Below are 16,802 nucleotides of genomic sequence, written 5' to 3'. Positions count from 1 at the left end.
GCGGCCTGAAGAAGTACAACGAGTACAAGAAGCAGGACTCCGAGCACCTGCTGGAGACCACCGGCAAGCAGCTGCGCAAGCTGATGAGCTGGGTGGTTGACGCCGATGCCTGAATCCGGTGCACCTACCGCCCGCGGAGCCGACTTCGCCGCTCTCCTGCTCGACAGCCATCTGCGCTTGGTGGGCGTGCCCCTCGTCCCGCGCATGTGGGGGGACGCCGAGGAGGCCGCGCGCTGGCTTTACGAGGAGGCGCCGTTTGGGTTGCTCGCGCACGACAATTCGAAGGATCCTCGATTCGTGTATGCCAACCGTACGGCACAGCGTTGCTTCGGTTACACGGAGGAGGAGTTCACCCGTCTGCCCTCCCGGCTGTCCGCGGCACCCGACGCCCAGGAGGACCGCGACGCATTCGTGGCTGCGGTGAACCGACAGGGATTCGCGGACGGCTATCGGGGCCGCAGGGTCCGCAAGAACGGCAGTCACTTCTGGATAGAGGACGTCCGCATGTGGAACCTGGTGGACGCGGACGGGCACAAGCACGGCCAGGCCGCGCTTTTCGGGTCCTGGTCCGACGTCACGGCGGCGAGCTGACCGGTTCCGCGGCGCCCACGTGACGGCGAACGGAGGACGAGAGTATCGTCGGGCCACCCCGATGTCCGTCGAGTGACCGAAGAGCGGCAGGACTCTGGCACCGCCCCCGGGCGGACGGGAAACTGCCAGGTCGCCGGGTCGGAGGCGACGACAGGGTCGGCTTCGCACCCCATACGACTGTGGCCAAGGCGATGACCCGCCGTGCCGTCGCCGATCGCGTTCCGTTCCGATGGGTGATCGCGGTCGCCGCCTTGGCTTCAGCAACGGCTGGCGGTCCGAGCTGGAGCAGGCGGACGCTTTCCACGTCATGGACACCAGTCGGCGACACCGTCGTCACCCGCTGGGCGATCGAACGCCCCGTGCACGGCCTCTTTCCCGGTCTGTCGAGGCAAGGAGGGAAGCGCCGTTCCTGCGGAACCGGAACCCCTGGCCTGCACATCATGACTGGGCAGGCGTTGCGGTCAGGTGCTGGCATCGCGAGGACCGCCGGCACGGGGTGATCGCCCGCTGCAGTGTCGCCCGGCCACTGGACGACCACCAGGTCCGCCGCTACCCCGGATGGCACCGCCACACGATCCTGACCCATGGCTCGCTCATGCATGCCTGCCCGACCTGCGAGCCCGAGAGGGGACACGGGCAAAGGCTCAGCCTCGCCGAGATACGACGGCTGATCACCCGGCTCACCGACCGCCGACAGACACCCACCGAGTCGGCCCACGGCGCCGCCTCGCCTCATGGTGTCAGCCGTCGTAAGCCCGCACGCGATGCCGGGCACGCGCCGGGCGGGGCGCGGCCAGTCTGTGTGTCGTGGAGATGAGGCAGCACAGGCTGAGAGCTGCCAGGATCACATAGGCCGTGTCGCTGTTGAAGCTGTCCCACGCCGTGTGCAGGCCCACAGCGACGGCGTACACCGCAATGAACACGGCGATGGCCCGCTTGCGGTGGTGCCGTGCCGTCGCCACCGACCACAGAGCCGCGGCCGTGAGCCCGGTCCATGCCATGTGGGCGGCCGGGCTCAGCAGGCCCCGGACGACCAGGAGATGGTCGACGGCCGTCAGGTCACCGCCGGAGTTGATGAGTTCGACGAAGGCGTAGCCCATCGTCTCGAACACGGCGAAGCCTGCGCCCGAGGCGACTCCTATGAGCAGTCCGTCACCGGTGTGCCGGTCACGGAGGAAGAGGACAAGGAGGAAGGGAACGATGAGTTTGGCGGCCTCCTCGATCAGCCCCACGGCGACCATGGGCAAGAAGTCCATCAGCAGCAGGGTCCGGTACTCCAGGAACCCGGCGGTCGTCACACCGATCGCGCCACCGGCCAGCGCGGTGGCCCCCACCACGCCCATGCCGACCCCGAAGTCCAGACGTCGGCCGGCCACCAAGCTGACGAAGGCCGCAGGGACAAGGGCCGCCCCGAAAAAGATCAGGGCCGGCACCAGATTGGGGTTTTGGGTGGAGATCAGCGCCGCGTGGATGAGCCAGAACAGCAGCAGACCGATCAAAAGTACGGCGAGCCAACCCCAGCGGCGACCGATGGCGCGCCACCGGCTCGGCTCCGTGGGGGCCGGCTCTCCTGTAAGGCACACGGACACGGTTTCCTCCCCGGACGGACGACGATGTATCCGAGAGTGCCCTCACATGCGCCCACTCGCATCACACGTTCATGTCAAGATCTCAAACACGCCGAGTCAGGTTCAGTCACGACAGCCCAAGATTGGGATCGTATAACTCTCATTACTTCGATGACTCGCATACACTTCACGCGTGTGCGTCCTTTGTGTGGGACCCGTGGAGGATCCCCGCTGTCTGGGCGCGCTTGTTCGGAGTTCGGTCGCTTCAGTCGCTTCGATCGCTGCGCGGAAGGCGGGCAAGTTGAATTCGACGACCTGGACGAGGGAGCGGGAAGCTGCTTACCAGGCGTACCAGCAACATCGTGACCGTTGTGAGCCCTGTGGCGATGGTGCCCCGTGTGCTGCCGGAAAGCACCTGCGTCGGCTGTACAACAACGTGCTGAGGAGAGACGGTGAGCGGAAAAAGCTTTGAAGCGGTCACGCGGAAGGCCGCGACAGAGCGTGTATGAGACCGGCGGATGCGCTGAACGGAGAGCCGCACCGTTGCACGCATCCGCCGGTCGGGTTACCGCTTGAGCCTAGTGGCCTGTACATAGACGCCCCCTACGACAGCACCCGACCCAAGTGGGGCAGGCGGAGACGGCGCGGAACTCCGCGCCGACGCCACCAGATCAGATCTTAGGCAGCCGCAGGCTTGTTGAGCAGAGACGTGTCAGGTACACCCAGCAGATTGACTCGGGCGGGACCTTGCGGTAGGCCCTCTCAGCCCGCGGGCTCCAGCAGAAGGACGGGTATCGTCCGGTCAGTCTTCGAGCGGTAATCGTCGTATGACGGCCAAGCGCGCACCGCCCGGTCCCACCACTCCTGTCGCTCCGCTTCCGTCGTCGGCCGTGCCCGGTAGGGCCGGCGCTCGGTGCCGTCCCATATCTCGACATCGGGGTGCGCGAGGAGGTTGTAGTACCAGGCCGGATTGGAGGGCGCTCCACCCTTGGACGCGACAGCGGCGTACCGGCCTTCGTGCTCCACCCGGATGACCGGCGTCTGACGGTATCTTCCCGACCTGGCACCGCGTGTGGTCAGAATCACCAACTCGGCACGGGTGCCGTCGAACTCGACGGCGATGGCGTCCGTCGTTCCGGCCTCGGTCGCAGCCGCCACCAGCCGAGCCTGGTCGTGGACCCATACCTCGTCCGGCATGACGCTGAGGTCCATGTCAGCGGTGGGCTGATCGGCATCACGCTCTGTCATTGGTGCCCCGCCTTTCAAAGTGAGCAACTAACATGTACGTCAATCTCTACCACTTCATGACGTCAATCCGGGCATCCAGACTAAGCACCTCTAGTAGACTTCTGTCGATCCTGAGCAGAGTCGGCATATGAGGTGCCCGGTCTCACGTGAGCGGAGCGCCCTCGCCGTCCTACCCCCACCAGCAGAAGGTGCAGCCATGCCCCACACCTCCACCGATCGTGCCGACGTCCGCGACATGCTGGTCGTGCACGAGGCCTTTCGGCAGAGCTACGCACGTCTGCCCGCACTGGTCAGGGAAGTGACTCCGGGCGACACCGACCGGGCCAGCGTCATCGCTGACCACGCACGCCTCATCGAAGATTTCCTGCACCTGCACCACAAGGGTGAGGACGAACTGCTGTGGCCCAAGCTCCTCGAGCGTGCGGGCGACAGGCTCGGCCAGACGGTGAACCTTCTGGAAAGCCAGCACGAAGAGGTCGCGGCCCTGCTCGAGGAGTCCACGGCGCGGCTTGCGGTCTGGAGGGAGCAGCCCACCGAGGAGTCCGGTGAGGCGTTCGCCGCGACCCTCGAGCGGCTGGGTGCCCTGCTTACGGAGCATCTGGGAATCGAGGAGAGTGACGTCCTGCCGATCGTACCGGAGTATGTGACGGCCACGGAGTGGCACGAATTGGGGGACCACGCGATCAACGCGCTGCCCAAGAGCAAGCTGCCCATCGTATTCGGCATGCTCGCCTCCCTCGCCGACGAGGAGGTCATCAGGCTGATGCTGTCGACTGCGCCGTTGGTGCCCCGGCTGTTGATGCCCGTCCTGGGGCCGAAGGCCTACGCCCGCCACGCCCGCAGGGTCTACGGCACGGCTGGCTGAGCGTATCGGGCGGGGTACATGCGGCGGTCGGCCGGCGGCGGTACCCACCGAGGAGGACACCATGACGAACCAGGTGCGTACTCGGGCGGCTTCGGGCAATCCGCCGCCTCGCCGTGCCCGTCGGCTGGACGCCGTCCGGAACCACGACGCCCTGGTCGCCGCAGCCCGTGAGGAGTTCGAGGCGAACGGCGCGGAGGCCCCGCTGAAAGCGGTGGCCCGGCGGGCCGGAGTGGGAATCGCCACCCTCTACCGCAACTTTCCCACGCGTACGAGCCTTCTGGCAGCGGTCTACGCAGACGACGTGGCCGACACGGTCGAGTCACTGTGCCTCGGGGCGAGTGCGGTCGGACCCTCGGCGGACTCTCCCGTTCATGAGGCCTGGGAGGCATGCGCGACCTGGCTCCGCCGGTTCGCCCGGGCCGTCGCCACTGACGCCGCGATGCGCGAGACGTTCAGCGCCGGGGCGCCCGCGCTGGCGCAGTGCCGTCAAGCGCTGGCCGACGCCTTCGGGAGCCTGTTGGCGCGTACCGGCACGGCCCTGCCCCCGCGGCGCGGACTGGCGGTCGAAGAGTTCCTGCGTACCGTCGTGTCCGTAGCGGTCTCCCCTTTCCTGACCTGTTCGCAGCGCGAACTCGCCCTCACCGTGCTGCTGGACGGGCTGCGGTACCGCGCGGATCCTGCCTGCCCCGAGGCAGACGGTAATGTCCCGGAAACTCAAGGAACAAAGCGCGCATGAACGACGGACCCACCTCCCGTTTCTCGGCCGGTGTCGCACTGACCGCCCTTGTGGCGGCGGCGGCACGTGCCATTGAGACCCGGCATCCGGAGGGGTTGATCGCGGACCCGTACGCCGAGTTCTTCGTGCGGGCCGCCGAGACGCCGGTGCGGCTGCCCGTTTCCCCCGACGAGGTCGAGGAGGCGGAGGCGGGCCCGTTGTGGGGGCGTGGCCAGCAGTACTTCGCCCTGCGTACCCGGGTGTTCGACGATTTCCTCCAGGACTGCGCCCACCACGGCGGAATCCGGCAACTGGTCATGCTTGGTGCGGGGTTGGACACCCGGGCGCTGCGTCTGGACTGGCCGACGGACTGCGTGGTGTACGAGGTCGACCGCTTCGATCTGTTCGCCTTCAAGCAGGACGTCCTCGATGCCATGGGCGCGCGGGCGGCCGTGGCGCACCAGCATGTCATCGCTGACCTGGAGAGCAACTGGGCTCGAAACATGCGCGCGGCCGGGTTCGATCCGGCGCGGCCCACCGCGTGGGTGATCGAAGGGGTCATCCCCTACATGCCTGGTCTCGTAGAACGGAGCCTGCTGGCGACAGTGTCGGTCCTGTCCGCGCCGGGCAGTGCTCTCGCATATGAAATCCTCCAGGCGCACGACGCCGCGAAGATCCGCGCCAATTCCCTGTACGCGCAGATGGAACAGCGCGTAGGTGTCCACCTCAGCGGGCTCTTCAGCGATGACGCCCGACCGGACTCCGCGGGTGCTCTCGCCGCGGCGGGCTGGGAGATGTCCGAGGAGTCCGTCGATCGGTTCACTGAACAGTACGGCCGGGGTCCGGCCGCCGGCGCTGACGACTCGATCGCCTGTGCCCGTTGGGTGATGGGGTACCGGAGGCGTCGGCACGGGAACTGAGCCCCGGCCGGTCCCGGGGCTCGTCCGGTGGCAACAGCTCGCCCCACGGGCGTCGGCTCACCTAGGGGCGGGGGCGGGGGCGGGGCCCTGGGGCAAGAACAGCGTGCCGAAAAAGCTGCCGCGCAGGGTACGGACGGCGACGACCGCCCACGCCGCCAGCAGCAGCGCGTACAGGCCCGCGGCCGCCACGTCCAGGGCGTCCGAGTGCAGGCGGGCCGCCAGCAGACAGGTACCAGTGACACACGTGCCGACGGGGAAGGTGAAGCTCCACCAGGTCAACGCGAAGGGCATGTGCCGACGCGCGGTACGCAGGGTCAGGCGGGCAGCGAGGGCCAGCCACATCATGGCGAACCCCCATGTGGGCAGGCCGTAGACGACGCCGAAGACGGCGGCGCCCGTCGCGTACGGCGCCGGCAGGGCGAGATGGGCCACAGAGCCGAGGGCATTCGCCGCCGTCACCGACTGGCCCAGCGGGCCGAGGACGATCCACAGGGTGGGCACCATTGCGGCGGGCCCGAGCTTGTGGTGCACGAGCCGGCTCCACAACTGGGTGATGATGATGATGCTACTGAACAAGCTGATGCCGAACATGGCGTAACAAGCGAGCAGCAGCGTCAATCGCTCCTGACCGGCGGGCACGTGCGACACGAGGGCCGCGCCGGTGGCGGCGGACACCATCGGCGGGACCACTGGCATCAGCCAGCCACCGAACGCAGAGTCTTCCCGAGCCTCGTGCTCGGTCATTGCCAGATACGGGATCCAGACACTGGTGACGAGCCCCAGCAGGGTGCCGGCCGCCCAGAGCACCGAGTCGACACGGACCGCCACGCCCGTGCCGATCCAGTCGCCGCCCAGGCTCAGAGTGCCGGCACCGACCGTCATGAGGGCCATGGCCGGGGCGCCCCAGAAGTGGGACATCACCGGATGGTGAGCATGGAGGCGGGCGATGTCGCGGTGCAGGACCCAGTGCACGGCCCAGGCGACGGTCAGCGCCACAAGGATCACCGAGGCGAGAGCCCATACGACTGTGCCGAATGCGCGCAGTCCTGCTACGTGGAAGGGCAGGAGTCCGGCAGCGTTGGCGACGATGCCGGTTCCCATCACCGAGGCGTACCAGTTGGGTCCGAGGTCCCGGAACAGGTCGGTGGGCCGGTCGAGATCCCGCAGGAACCGGCGGGAGGAGCGGTGCATGTGTGGCGTACGGGCGGTCGGCGTGAAAGACATGGTCATGCGAAGAACATTCGACCAGAGGGCCGGGCGCCGGTAGTGGGTTCAGCTGTATCAGCCCATAAAGGGAATTTATGAGCCCATATGAGTTCTGTGTGACAACGACAAGCCCGCTGAACGGTTGCTTATCGCGCGAATGTGTGATGCCTGGGTGTCGGTTTGCGCGACAACATGAGGTCTCGGCCAGAAATGAGGAGGCCTCGGATGCCTGGCTACCCACACCGTAAGGACGACATGGCGGACCACCCTGACGCCTTCGAGATGCGCGAGCGCTATGCCCGTGTGCTCGGGGCGCACGATGTTGCCCTGCTCAACGGGCCGGTCTTCCTGGTCGGACTGTTTTACGCCGCTTCTCCGTGGATCCTGCACTTCGCCGCGCGCAGCAGCGATCTCGCCGTGCACAACCTCATCGTGGGCGCTGCCACCTGCCTTCTGGCTCTGGGCTTCACGGTGGCCCCGGAGCGGATGACCGGGATGAGCGGTGCCCTTGTGCTAGTGGGGCTCTGGATGGGCGCGTCGCCCTGGGCGGTGGGGCGGCATCCCAGCCGTCCCGCGGCCTTCGACGGGGTGGTCCTCGGCGTGCTGGTCCTGGCGCTTGGACTGGTGTCCCTGGCCATGGTCCGCCGTGCCAACCGCATTCTTTGATCTGGCGGTGCGCCGTGTGCGCACCGCTCCGAGGAGAAGGGTCACGATGACCGATCCCGTTCCGCCGCGCCACGACCCGCGTCAGGACTGGCGCACCGAAGGAGTACCGGGCGGGCCCCATCCGGCGCCGGACGGATGGCGATCGGGCCGTGGCTGCCTGGTGCAGCTGATCGTCCTGCTGGTCGTCTATGCCGCGTTCGGATTGCTCTACAGCAATGTGCGCGGGGACGGTACGACCTCGGTCGACTACACCGTTTTCACGCGGCAACTGGACGCGGGCAATGTGGAGAGTGTCTACTCGCGGGGATCCGAGATCCAGGGGACGCTCAAAAGGTCGGCCGAGGTGCCCGGCGGCGGCAAAGGCGACACGTACACGCACTTCAAGACGTACAAGCCGGCCTTCGCCGATGACGCGCAGCTGTGGGAGGAGATAACCCGGCGAAATGTCGCCGTGGCCGCCGAGCCGCTGACACAGGGGCCGGGCCTCGGGGAGACCCTGTTGGTGTCGCTGCTGCCGACGGTGTTGCTGATCGCTGTCTGGCTGTTCGTCGCGCGGCGCATGGGCGGGGGAACAGGTGGCGGACTGGGTGGTGTACTCGGTCGCAAGCCTCCCAAGCCGGTCGGGCTGGAGCCAGGCGGCAAGCGCACGACCTTTGCCGATGTGGCCGGCATCGACGAGGTGGAGGGTGAGCTGAACGATGTCGTCGCCTTTTTGAAGAACCCCGGCGCCTATCGGCGACTGGGTGCCAAGATGCCGCGCGGTGTGCTGCTTGCCGGTCCGCCCGGCACCGGCAAGACGCTGCTGGCGCGGGCCGTCGCGGGGGAGGCCGGGGTGCCGTTCTTCTCGGCCTCGGCTTCGGAGTTCGTGGAAATGATCGTCGGTGTCGGCGCATCCCGGGTGCGGGAGCTGTTCGCCGAGGCTCGCAAGGTCGCTCCCTCGATCGTGTTCATTGACGAGATCGACACCATCGGGCGGTCGCGGGACGGCTCGGGGCTGGGCGGGCACGACGAGCGGGAGCAGACGCTCAACCAGATCCTCACGGAGATGGACGGTTTCTCCGGATCCGAGGGCGTCGTGGTCGTCGCCGCGACCAACCGGGTCGACGTCCTGGACGCGGCGCTGACCCGGCCGGGGCGGTTCGACCGCGTGGTGAGCGTCGTACCGCCGGACCGGGGCGGCAGGGAGGCCATCCTGCGCATCCACACCCGCGCGATGCCGCTCGCAGCCGATGTCGACCTCCCGCGGATCGCGGCCTCGACGCCTGGTATGACCGGCGCCGAGTTGGCGAATCTCGCCAACGAGGCGGCGCTGCTCGCGGTGAAGCACGGTCAGGAGCGGGTCACGCAACAGAACTTCTCCGAGGCGCTGGAAAAGGTGCAGCTGGGCGCCGAGCGGCCGCTGGTGATGCCGGAGGAGGAGAGGCGGCGCACGGCGTACCACGAGAGCGGGCACGCGCTGCTGGGCATGCTGCAACCGGGTGCCGACCCGGTACGCAAGATCACGATCGTGCCGCGCGGCCGTGCTCTTGGTGTCACGCTCTCGACACCGGACGCCGACAAGTACGCCTACAGCGAGGAGTACTTGCGTGGTCGCATCATCGGTGCGTTGGGCGGGATGGCAGCCGAGGACGTCGTCTTCGGGGTCGTCACGACCGGTGCGGAGAACGATCTCGAGCAGGTCACCCGCATCGCTCGGAGCATGGTCGGTCGCTGGGGGATGAGCGAGAAAGTGGGCCGGCTGTCGGCGTTGCCGGCGGACGGCCAGCAGCCGTACGGCCAGTCAGCAGCACCTCGAACCCTGGACGTGATCGACGCGGAGATGCGTCGGATCGTCGAGGAGTGTTACGAGGAGGCCCGCAGCACCCTGATCGGCCACCGCGGCCAGCTGGACGCCCTGGCCCTCGCGCTGCTGGAGCACGAGACGTTGGATGAGCCGGACGCGTACCGGGTTGCGGGCGTGCCGCCCACGTCTGCGGCAAGCGAGCGGTGATGTGCGGCGCTGCCGGCAGCGGTCGGGTCCCCATCACGGGCCACCCCACGACGTCCGGCGGTGCAGCGGGCTTGCCGCGCGGAGGCTGGTGCCGACACCGGTGTGGTGGCGGGTGGCTACCGGTGAGGGAGGGCTTGGCGAATTCCTTCAGGCGGCCGTGCCGGGCCGTGGCCCTGTACGGGTTTCGCTGCGGAGGCGGGAGAGGTGGTGCCGCCGGGAGCGGGGTCCCCGCGGGTGCGGGGATGGGACAGCGGACGGACGTGGCGTGCGGCCGGGGGCGCCGCTTCGAGAAGAGGAAGAGTTCGTCCTGCTGCGGAGCATGGGCTGGCGTCGGTGTCCTGCGCCGGTGACCGTGAGTTGTGGGGTGTGTCGCGTGGTGGAGTACACGGTGCTGGGCCGGATTTCGCCGGGGCGGCGGCGGGCGCGGGTGCAGGCCGCGGACCCGCACCGGGGTCGTCGTCCGGCGCGGGTGGGCGCGGGGCTAGTCGATGCCGCCCGGCGTCGCGGCGGAGGAAAGGCGAGTCAGCCATTCCGAGAGCAGGAGGTGCTCGCCCGGGGTGAACGGCCGGTCGTCCTCGCCTTCGTCCAGCAAGGCCTTCAGGGCTACGGCGTAACGGGCTCCCCGGGCCGCTCGGGTGCCCTCGGCCGCCGCAGCGGGCTCCGGGTTCGTGACCAGAGCCGCCAGTACGGCCTCCCGGGTGCGCTCCGACAGGCCCTCCTGCTCGCCGAGGCGGCCGGCCTGCTGAGCGCCGATCAGCGTCACCGTCACACCGATGCCGGTGGCCTGGATCATCGCCGCCGCAGCGTCCACGTCAGTGCGCAGCCGGCCCTGCTCCGCGACGCGTGTCACCAACTGCTGAAGCATGCCGTACGCCTCGTTCATCGCAGCGGCGCCCTCGCCGGGCCGATGGTCGGTGTAAAGGAGCCGGTACAGGGCCGGGTTCGCGAGGCCGAAGGCCACGTGCAGGTCCCAGCCCCGGCGCAGTTGGTCCACCGGGTCGCCGGTGGCCAGATTGGCCTGCTTGTCGGCGAGGTACCTCTCCAGCCCTCGTCGGGCCACCTCGTCCAGCAGGCCCCGCATATCGCCGAACTGCCGATAGATCGTCTGAGCCTGTACCCCGGCGGCCGCGCTGACGGAACGGGTGGAGACCGCCTCCCGTCCGCCTTCGGCTAGCAGGTCGGCCGCTGCCCGCAGGATGCGCTCCCGCGGTTGGGGAGTCGTGTCGATTGCTGTCATGAAATCGATGATAACGCTTGTCCGTGAGCGACGGTGTGTTATCGTTGATGTATCAAGTCCGTGATCGATGGTCGGGGAGGAAGTAGTGTCCGCTGACGTGCCACACACCGTTCTTGTCACAGGTGCCGGGACCGGCATGGGGGCCTTGTCCTCCGTGTCCCTCGCCCAGGCCGGCCACCGTGTCTTCGCCTCGATGCGCGATCCGCAGGGTCGCAACGCCGAGAAGGCGCAGGCCCTCGTGGACCAGGCCAAGGGCGCCCCCGGCGAGCTGTCGGTCGTCGAACTCGACGTGCTGTCCGAGGAGTCGGCCACCGCGGCCGTCGAGCAGGTCGTGCAGCAGGCCGGCGGCATCGACGTCGTCGTGCACAACGCCGCCCACCTGCTGGTCGGTGTGACCGAGGCGTTCAGCCCCGAGGAGGTGCTGCGCGCCTTCGACGTCAACGCCGTGGGCGCCCTGCGCGTCAACCGCGCCGTCCTGCCCGTGATGCGCCGCCAGGAGTCGGGCCTGCTGCTCTGGATCGGCTCCGGCACCACCCGCGCCATCCCGCCCTTCCTCGCGCCGTACACCGCCGCCAAGGCCGCCTTCGACGCCTTCGCCGAGTCGACCGCCTGGGAGGTCACCGCCTACGGCATCGAGACAACGATCCTCATGCCCGGCGTCTTCACCCACGGCACCGCGCACTTCGCCAACGCGGCCTTCCCCGCCGACACCGAGCGCACGGCCGCGTACGACAAGATCGCCCCCTTCCTCGCCTCGATGGGCGAGGACACCGAGCGGATGATGGTGAACGGCGTGAGCGCCGACCCGCAGATCGTCGCCGACGAGGTCGTCCGGATCGTCCGCCTGCCCGTGGGACAGCGCCCGCGCCGGACCGTCGCCGACGGCTCCGACTACGGCGCCGAGATCATCAACGGCGCTGCCGAGGAACTGCGGCTGCGCCTGGCCCGCCGGATGGGTGTCACCCGGCTGCTCGACCGCATCTGAACCACGTCCTCCCGCGTTCGCCGCGGCAAGACCCCTCATTCTCGTCCCATCGAACACATCACACCTGACCAAGGAGAACCGTCATGACTGTGAGTCGGCGCAAGCTCGGTACGTCGGGCCCCGAGGTATCCACCATCGGCCTGGGCGCGATGGGCATGTCGGACCTGTACGGCCCGGCCGACGACGCCGAGAGCATCGGCACGCTGCACGCGGCGATCGACGCAGGCATCAACCTCATCGACACCGGCGACTTCTACGGCTCGGGCGCCAACGAGATGCTCATCGCCCGTGCCCTGCGCGAGCGGCGCCGGGAGGACGTGGTGCTCAGCGTCAAGTTCGGCTCCCGCCGCACCCCCGGCGGCGCCTTTCAACCGGTGCCCTATGACGTCTCGCCGGAAGCGGTCAAGGACCGGCTGGCGTACTCGCTGCGCCGCCTGGAGACCGACTACATCGACATCTACCGCCCGGCCCGCCTCAACCCGAACATCCCCGTCGAGGAGACGGTCGGTGCGCTCGAGGAGATGCGCCAGGCCGGCTACATCCGCCACATCGGGCTCTCGGAACTGGGCGCCGACACAATCCGCCGCGCGGCCGCGGTCGCCCCCATCAGCGACCTTCAGATCGAGTACTCGCTGCTGTCTCGTGGCCCGGAGCGGTCGATCATCCCGACACTGCGAGAGCTGGGCATCGGCCTGACGGCTTACGGCGTACTCTCGCGGGGCCTGCTCAGCGGCCACTGGTCGCCCTCGCGTCAACTGAGCGACAACGACTTCCGCGCCCACTCGCCGCGCTTTCAGGGCGAGAACCTGGAGGCCAATCTGCGTCTCGTCGAGGCCCTTGGCCGGGTCGCGTCGCGCCTGGGCGCCACCACCAGCCAGGTGGCCATCGCCTGGGTCGCGGCCCAGGGCGAGGACATCGTCCCGCTCGTCGGCGCCCGTAGGCGGGAGCGGCTCGCGGAATCCGTGGGCGGTGCCACCCTCCATCTCGACGCCGAGGCGCTGAAGGAGATCGAGGAGGCGATCCCGGCCGGTGCGGCCGCGGGCGACCGGTACGCCGCCCCGATGATGGCCACTTTGGACAGCGAGCGCTGAACCATACGCCCGCCCGCAGCACCGCGCCCGCCCCTGCCTCCCCCGGGGACGGGCGCGGCCTTCACGCTCGCTGCCGCACGCGGTCGGCGGCGATCGTGTCGTGGTCGGGAAGCGGCAGGCGAGGGAAGAACCAGTGAACGGCCCATCCGTCCTCACGGCGGGAAAGGCGGATCTCGGTGGCCGCTGGCCGTGTGCCCACGTCTTGGGTACCACGGTCAGCCGGTCGACCTCCGGGCCATACGGCATGCGAGCCGGGCGCCAGCGGTGACCACCACACGGCACCACCGGTGGCGTTCACCGTCTGTCACCGCCGGGCGTCGGCGTGATCCTCCTGCCCAGTGCTCCTCTGCGCGGGGGCGGGACACTTCCTCGTGGCTCAGGCTCCGGTTCCAGGCGCGAGGACGGTCAGGGACGCCTGCGAGGCCGTCCCCGACACCGGGACGGTGCCGCCGGTCCACGGCACCCGCAGGAAGTCCCGTTCATCGGGCGGAGTCACCAGCAGCCAGGCGGGCTTGGCCGATTTCGCTCCGCTGACCTCCGGGTTGGTGAAGGACAGCCCCGACCACGCGCTCTGTCGGGGTGCCAAGGTGATGAGCGACGCACGGTCCGCCACCCGGGCCGGATCGGGTCCCAGTTGACGGCCCGCATCGTCGATGAACGCCGCTCCTGGGAAGCCGGCCACCGTGCAAGTGCGGCCGGAGGTGTTTGTGAGCACGACGGGGAAGTATTCCTGGCCCGCTCCCGGGCTGTCCGTGCCGAGCGAGGCACGCAACTGCGACGTGTGACACCGGCTGCCGGCCGATCCGCTCGCGACCCCACCGGTTGCGGCGGGCACCGTCCCTTGGGGTGCCGGGGCGTCCGAGCTGGGACTCCCGACGCCGGTCCCGGTCGCAGCGGCCGCACTCGGCGCGGGCGCCCCGGAGGACGCCGTCGATGCGTCGCCGCTGCTGCCGCACGCGGTCAGAAGCGCGGCGAGCGAGGCGGCACTCGCGAACAGCGCCGTGCGGGACGAGTGGCAGGACATCCGCACCATGAAAACTCCTAAATATGTGTCATGTAAGAGTGGCATAGCGGGTGACAAAGTGCGCGTTAGGTGCAGTATGGGGCACACCTCATTTCAGGTATTGCTTGAACTCTCGTCAAGTAACGTGACTATTGATGTGACTAGACGTCTCACGGCCACCCACAGGTGGTCGCCAGGCGTTACAGTCCAGGGGCGGTGCGACTCAGCTTTCAATGGCTCAGCGCCGCTTGGCCTACCCATGCGTCGTCCCGCCCGGATCCGGGCTCCATGGGGGCCCACCCCCACGATCGAGATGGATGCGATGTCCCAGAAAGCTGCCGCCGCGGCGGGCCCCCTCTTCACCCCTGACGACGTGGCAGGCCTGCGCGCCACCGTCGTCGGCCCAGTCCTGGAGCCGGCCGACGCCGCCTATGCGACGGAGTGCGCCACGTACAACCTGGCCCAGCCCACCACTCCGGACCTCGTCGTCGGGGCCACGAGCGCCGAGGACGTGGCTCACGCCGTCACCTTCGCCGCCCGGAACGGTCTCGCGGTGGCCGTGAAGAACGCCGGCCACCAGATGGTGCCGACGGTAGCGCACAACAGCCTCCTCATCACCACCACCCGGCTGACCGGTGTCGAGGTGGACGAAGCCACCCGCACCCTGCGCGTCGGCGCCGGTGCGCGGTGGCACGACGCGCTGACCGCCGCCGCGAAGGCCGGCCTCGCTCCACTGGCCGGTTCCACTCCGGTTGTGGGCGTGGTCGGCTATACCCTCGGTGGCGGTCTCAGTCCGCTGCTGGGCCGCGCCCACGGCTACGCGGCCGATCATGTGCGGTGGATCGAGCTTGTCACCGCCGACGGTGTGATCCGCACTGCCACCCCGGACCACGAGCCCGAACTGTTCTGGGCCTTGTTGGGTGGCAAGGGAAACTTCGGCGTCGTAACCCGCATCGAATTCGCCGCCGTCGAGCTGACCGACTTCTACGGCGGCGGTCTCTGGTTCCGTGGCGAGAACATGGCCGAGGTGTTGGACGTCTGGCGAACCTGGGCGCCGGCCCTTCCCGAAGCGGCCAGCACTTCCTTCGCGGTCCAGCGGCTCCCCCAGGACGAGGCACTGCCCGCACCGCTGCGCGATGCCTTCGTGCTGCACGTGCGATTCTCCTACCTCGGTGACGCGGCCGAGGCCGAGGAACTTCTGGCCCCACTACGAGCCGCCGGCATCCCGGTTCTCGACTCGGTCGCCCTGCGCCCGGTCATGGACATCGGCGCCATCCACGTCGACCCGGTCGACCCGCTGCCGTATGTCGAGACCGGCTTCGGACTGCGGGAGTTCTCCGCCGAGACGCTGGCGGCGCTCGTGGAAGCGGTCGGTCCCGGCTCCGACTGTCCACTGGTGACCGTGGAGGTGCGCGCCCTCGGCGGCGCCCTCGACCGGGAGCCCGAGACGCCCAACGCGGTGCCCTCGCGCGGCCTGCCGTACATCACCTTCGCCTTCGGCGTCGCCGAACCGTCCGACCTGCCCTTCATGGACGAGCACCTGGCCAAGTACGCGGCGGCCTTGTCCCCGTGGGCAGACCCCCGCAACGTGGTGAACTTCATTGCTCCGGACGAGGCCGTGAACGAGACGGACGTCCGGCGGCTCTACGGAGCCGAGCGCTATCACCGGCTCGCTGCGGTCAAGCGGCGCTGGGACCCGCACAACGTCTTCCGCCGCAACCACAACATCCGGCCCTCCTCAGCGCCCACCGGACTCTGAACGTTCGCGCCGACGTGGCCTGACGGCGCAGCGTTGACCGGCCGCGCGGCGCCTTCCCGGGCCTCCCGGCTGCAGAAGGGAACACATCATGCCTGGATCACGCGTGCGTGAGGCGGACGCCGTCCACGGACTCGGCGTACGAGGCCAGGCGCGCGGAACGGCACGCGCGGCCGGGGAACGACCCCTGGCCGAGGAGACCGAGCACGCTGGTCCGTCGCATGTCCACTCCCGGACGAACGGTACGGTCGCTGAACACGGCTTAGCGGTGGCGGACCCGGCAGGGTCGGCCGAGCAACGGGAGCCGACGGCCATGACAGGCCCCGTACGGACCACAGCGGGACGGCCGGTCGTCACCGTCCTGACGACGGGCGACCTCATCTCCGAACTGGCTCTGGACAGCTTTGTCAGGCAGTCCCCCCATCTGCTGAGGGCCGGGGACGCAAGGGCGGCGGACGTCGCCGTGGCTGCGCTCCACTGTCCCGACACCGTCGCCGTGACCCGGTTGCGCAAGCAGGCGGGGGAGCGGACGTCCCTGGTGCTGGTCGTCAGTGGGGAGTGGCGTGCCAACCTCCATAAAGCCGTCGAGCTGGGGGTGCGGGCCGTGCTCCCGAGGGCCGGTTTCACGTGGGAGGCGTTCACCCAGACCGTGCGGCAGGTTCGTGCGGGTCATGCGGACCTGCCGCCCGCTCTGCAGGGTCGGCTGCTGGATCAGATGCAGTACACCTACCGGGAGGTGCTCCTGCCACGCGGGCTCACCCCGGGGGGGCTCACCGAGCGTGAAACGAAGGTGCTGCAACTCGTGGCCGAAGGACATGAGTTGCAGGACATAGGGAACCAGCTCGGCTACTCGGAGCGCACCATCAAGAACGTGCTCTACGGAGTCATCAAACGTCACCGGCTGCGCAACAGGTCCCACGCGGTGTCCTTCGCCATCCGCTCCGGCCTCATCTGACGGCAC

Annotated in this window: 16 protein-coding genes and 2 pseudogenes; 12 read left to right on the top strand and 6 right to left on the bottom strand. The window is 68.9% G+C overall.

Going from position 1 to position 16,802, the window contains the following annotated elements; genetic code table 11:
* From ABZV94_RS10640 to ABZV94_RS10630, 3 genes and pseudogenes are all read left to right on the top strand, one after another.
* Positions 1-113, top strand: a pseudogene (locus ABZV94_RS10640) (ketol-acid reductoisomerase); the annotation flags it as partial.
* On the top strand, positions 106-591 hold the full coding sequence (locus ABZV94_RS10635) for an MEKHLA domain-containing protein (protein WP_356339408.1): 486 nt from the start codon (positions 106-108) through the stop codon (positions 589-591). The pseudogene ABZV94_RS10640 and the gene ABZV94_RS10635, both read left to right, overlap by 8 nt.
* A 179-nt stretch (positions 592-770) precedes the next feature.
* Positions 771-1,344, top strand: a pseudogene (locus ABZV94_RS10630) (hypothetical protein); the annotation flags it as partial.
* On the opposite strand, the gene ABZV94_RS10625 reads toward ABZV94_RS10630, so the two are convergent.
* Together ABZV94_RS10625 and ABZV94_RS10620 are read right to left on the bottom strand one after the other, a co-directional pair.
* Entirely contained in the window at positions 1,332-2,180 is an 849-nt protein-coding gene (locus tag ABZV94_RS10625; RefSeq protein ID WP_356339406.1) for a PrsW family intramembrane metalloprotease, read from the bottom strand. The pseudogene ABZV94_RS10630 and the gene ABZV94_RS10625 overlap by 13 nt on opposite strands.
* A gap of 741 nt (positions 2,181-2,921) precedes the next feature.
* Positions 2,922-3,371: a nitroreductase family deazaflavin-dependent oxidoreductase gene (locus tag ABZV94_RS10620; protein ID WP_356339404.1), complete on the bottom strand. Its 450-nt coding sequence runs from the start codon at positions 3,369-3,371 to the stop codon at positions 2,922-2,924.
* 232 nt (positions 3,372-3,603) lie between these two features.
* Between ABZV94_RS10620 and ABZV94_RS10615 the strand changes: the two genes are divergently transcribed.
* From ABZV94_RS10615 to ABZV94_RS10605, 3 genes are all read left to right on the top strand, one after another.
* The gene (locus ABZV94_RS10615) at positions 3,604-4,272 is read left to right on the top strand and encodes a hemerythrin domain-containing protein (RefSeq protein WP_356339401.1); all 669 of its coding nucleotides are present in this window, start codon (positions 3,604-3,606) and stop codon (positions 4,270-4,272) included.
* A gap of 61 nt (positions 4,273-4,333) precedes the next feature.
* The gene (locus tag ABZV94_RS10610; protein WP_356339398.1) at positions 4,334-5,008 is read left to right on the top strand and encodes a helix-turn-helix domain-containing protein; all 675 of its coding nucleotides are present in this window, start codon (positions 4,334-4,336) and stop codon (positions 5,006-5,008) included.
* Positions 5,005-5,907 carry an SAM-dependent methyltransferase gene (locus tag ABZV94_RS10605; RefSeq protein WP_356339396.1) on the top strand — a complete coding sequence of 301 codons (903 nt, stop codon included), beginning with the start codon at positions 5,005-5,007 and terminating at the stop codon, positions 5,905-5,907. The genes ABZV94_RS10610 and ABZV94_RS10605 overlap by 4 nt, the downstream gene beginning before the upstream one ends.
* A 57-nt stretch (positions 5,908-5,964) precedes the next feature.
* On the opposite strand, the gene ABZV94_RS10600 is transcribed toward ABZV94_RS10605, so the two are convergent.
* Positions 5,965-7,137, bottom strand: coding sequence for a TDT family transporter (locus ABZV94_RS10600; RefSeq protein ID WP_356339394.1), 1,173 nt, complete (start codon positions 7,135-7,137; stop codon positions 5,965-5,967).
* A 201-nt stretch (positions 7,138-7,338) separates the two neighbouring features.
* On the opposite strand from ABZV94_RS10600, the gene ABZV94_RS10595 reads away from it, so the two are divergent.
* Both ABZV94_RS10595 and ftsH read left to right on the top strand, forming a co-directional pair.
* The gene (locus ABZV94_RS10595) at positions 7,339-7,779 is read left to right on the top strand and encodes an SPW repeat protein (RefSeq protein ID WP_356339392.1); all 441 of its coding nucleotides are present in this window, start codon (positions 7,339-7,341) and stop codon (positions 7,777-7,779) included.
* 46 nt (positions 7,780-7,825) lie between these two features.
* The gene (gene ftsH / locus ABZV94_RS10590; RefSeq protein WP_356339390.1) at positions 7,826-9,769 is read left to right on the top strand and encodes an ATP-dependent zinc metalloprotease FtsH; all 1,944 of its coding nucleotides are present in this window, start codon (positions 7,826-7,828) and stop codon (positions 9,767-9,769) included.
* 481 nt (positions 9,770-10,250) lie between these two features.
* Here the strand turns inward: ftsH and ABZV94_RS10585 are convergent, their stop codons facing one another.
* Positions 10,251-11,006, bottom strand: coding sequence for a TetR/AcrR family transcriptional regulator (locus ABZV94_RS10585; protein ID WP_356339388.1), 756 nt, complete (start codon positions 11,004-11,006; stop codon positions 10,251-10,253).
* A 67-nt stretch (positions 11,007-11,073) separates the two neighbouring features.
* Here ABZV94_RS10585 and ABZV94_RS10580 point away from each other — a divergent pair, with 67 nt between their 5' ends.
* Positions 11,074-11,991 carry an SDR family NAD(P)-dependent oxidoreductase gene (locus tag ABZV94_RS10580; protein WP_356339385.1) on the top strand — a complete coding sequence of 306 codons (918 nt, stop codon included), beginning with the start codon at positions 11,074-11,076 and terminating at the stop codon, positions 11,989-11,991.
* A gap of 83 nt (positions 11,992-12,074) precedes the next feature.
* The gene (locus tag ABZV94_RS10575) at positions 12,075-13,082 is read left to right on the top strand and encodes an aldo/keto reductase (RefSeq protein WP_356339383.1); all 1,008 of its coding nucleotides are present in this window, start codon (positions 12,075-12,077) and stop codon (positions 13,080-13,082) included.
* Between the two features lie 376 nt (positions 13,083-13,458).
* On the opposite strand, the gene ABZV94_RS10570 is transcribed toward ABZV94_RS10575, so the two are convergent.
* Positions 13,459-14,106: a DUF4232 domain-containing protein gene (locus ABZV94_RS10570; RefSeq protein WP_356339411.1), complete on the bottom strand. Its 648-nt coding sequence runs from the start codon at positions 14,104-14,106 to the stop codon at positions 13,459-13,461.
* Positions 14,107-14,407: 301 nt separating this feature from the next.
* Here ABZV94_RS10570 and ABZV94_RS10565 point away from each other — a divergent pair, with 301 nt between their 5' ends.
* Entirely contained in the window at positions 14,408-15,844 is a 1,437-nt protein-coding gene (locus ABZV94_RS10565) for an FAD-binding oxidoreductase (RefSeq protein ID WP_356339381.1), read from the top strand.
* 97 nt (positions 15,845-15,941) lie between these two features.
* Here ABZV94_RS10565 and ABZV94_RS10560 read toward each other — a convergent pair whose 3' ends face one another.
* Positions 15,942-16,064, bottom strand: a complete 123-nt coding sequence (locus tag ABZV94_RS10560) for a hypothetical protein (RefSeq protein ID WP_356339379.1) — start codon at positions 16,062-16,064, stop codon at positions 15,942-15,944.
* A 90-nt stretch (positions 16,065-16,154) separates the two neighbouring features.
* Between ABZV94_RS10560 and ABZV94_RS10555 the strand changes: the two genes are divergently transcribed.
* Positions 16,155-16,796, top strand: coding sequence for a LuxR C-terminal-related transcriptional regulator (locus ABZV94_RS10555; RefSeq protein ID WP_356339378.1), 642 nt, complete (start codon positions 16,155-16,157; stop codon positions 16,794-16,796).
* Positions 16,797-16,802: the final 6 nt, after the last annotated feature.

The organism is Streptomyces sp. NPDC004658 (assembly GCF_040609555.1).
Classification (GTDB): Bacteria; Actinomycetota; Actinomycetes; order Streptomycetales; family Streptomycetaceae; genus Streptomyces.
This window is presented reverse-complemented; position numbering and strand designations above follow the sequence as displayed.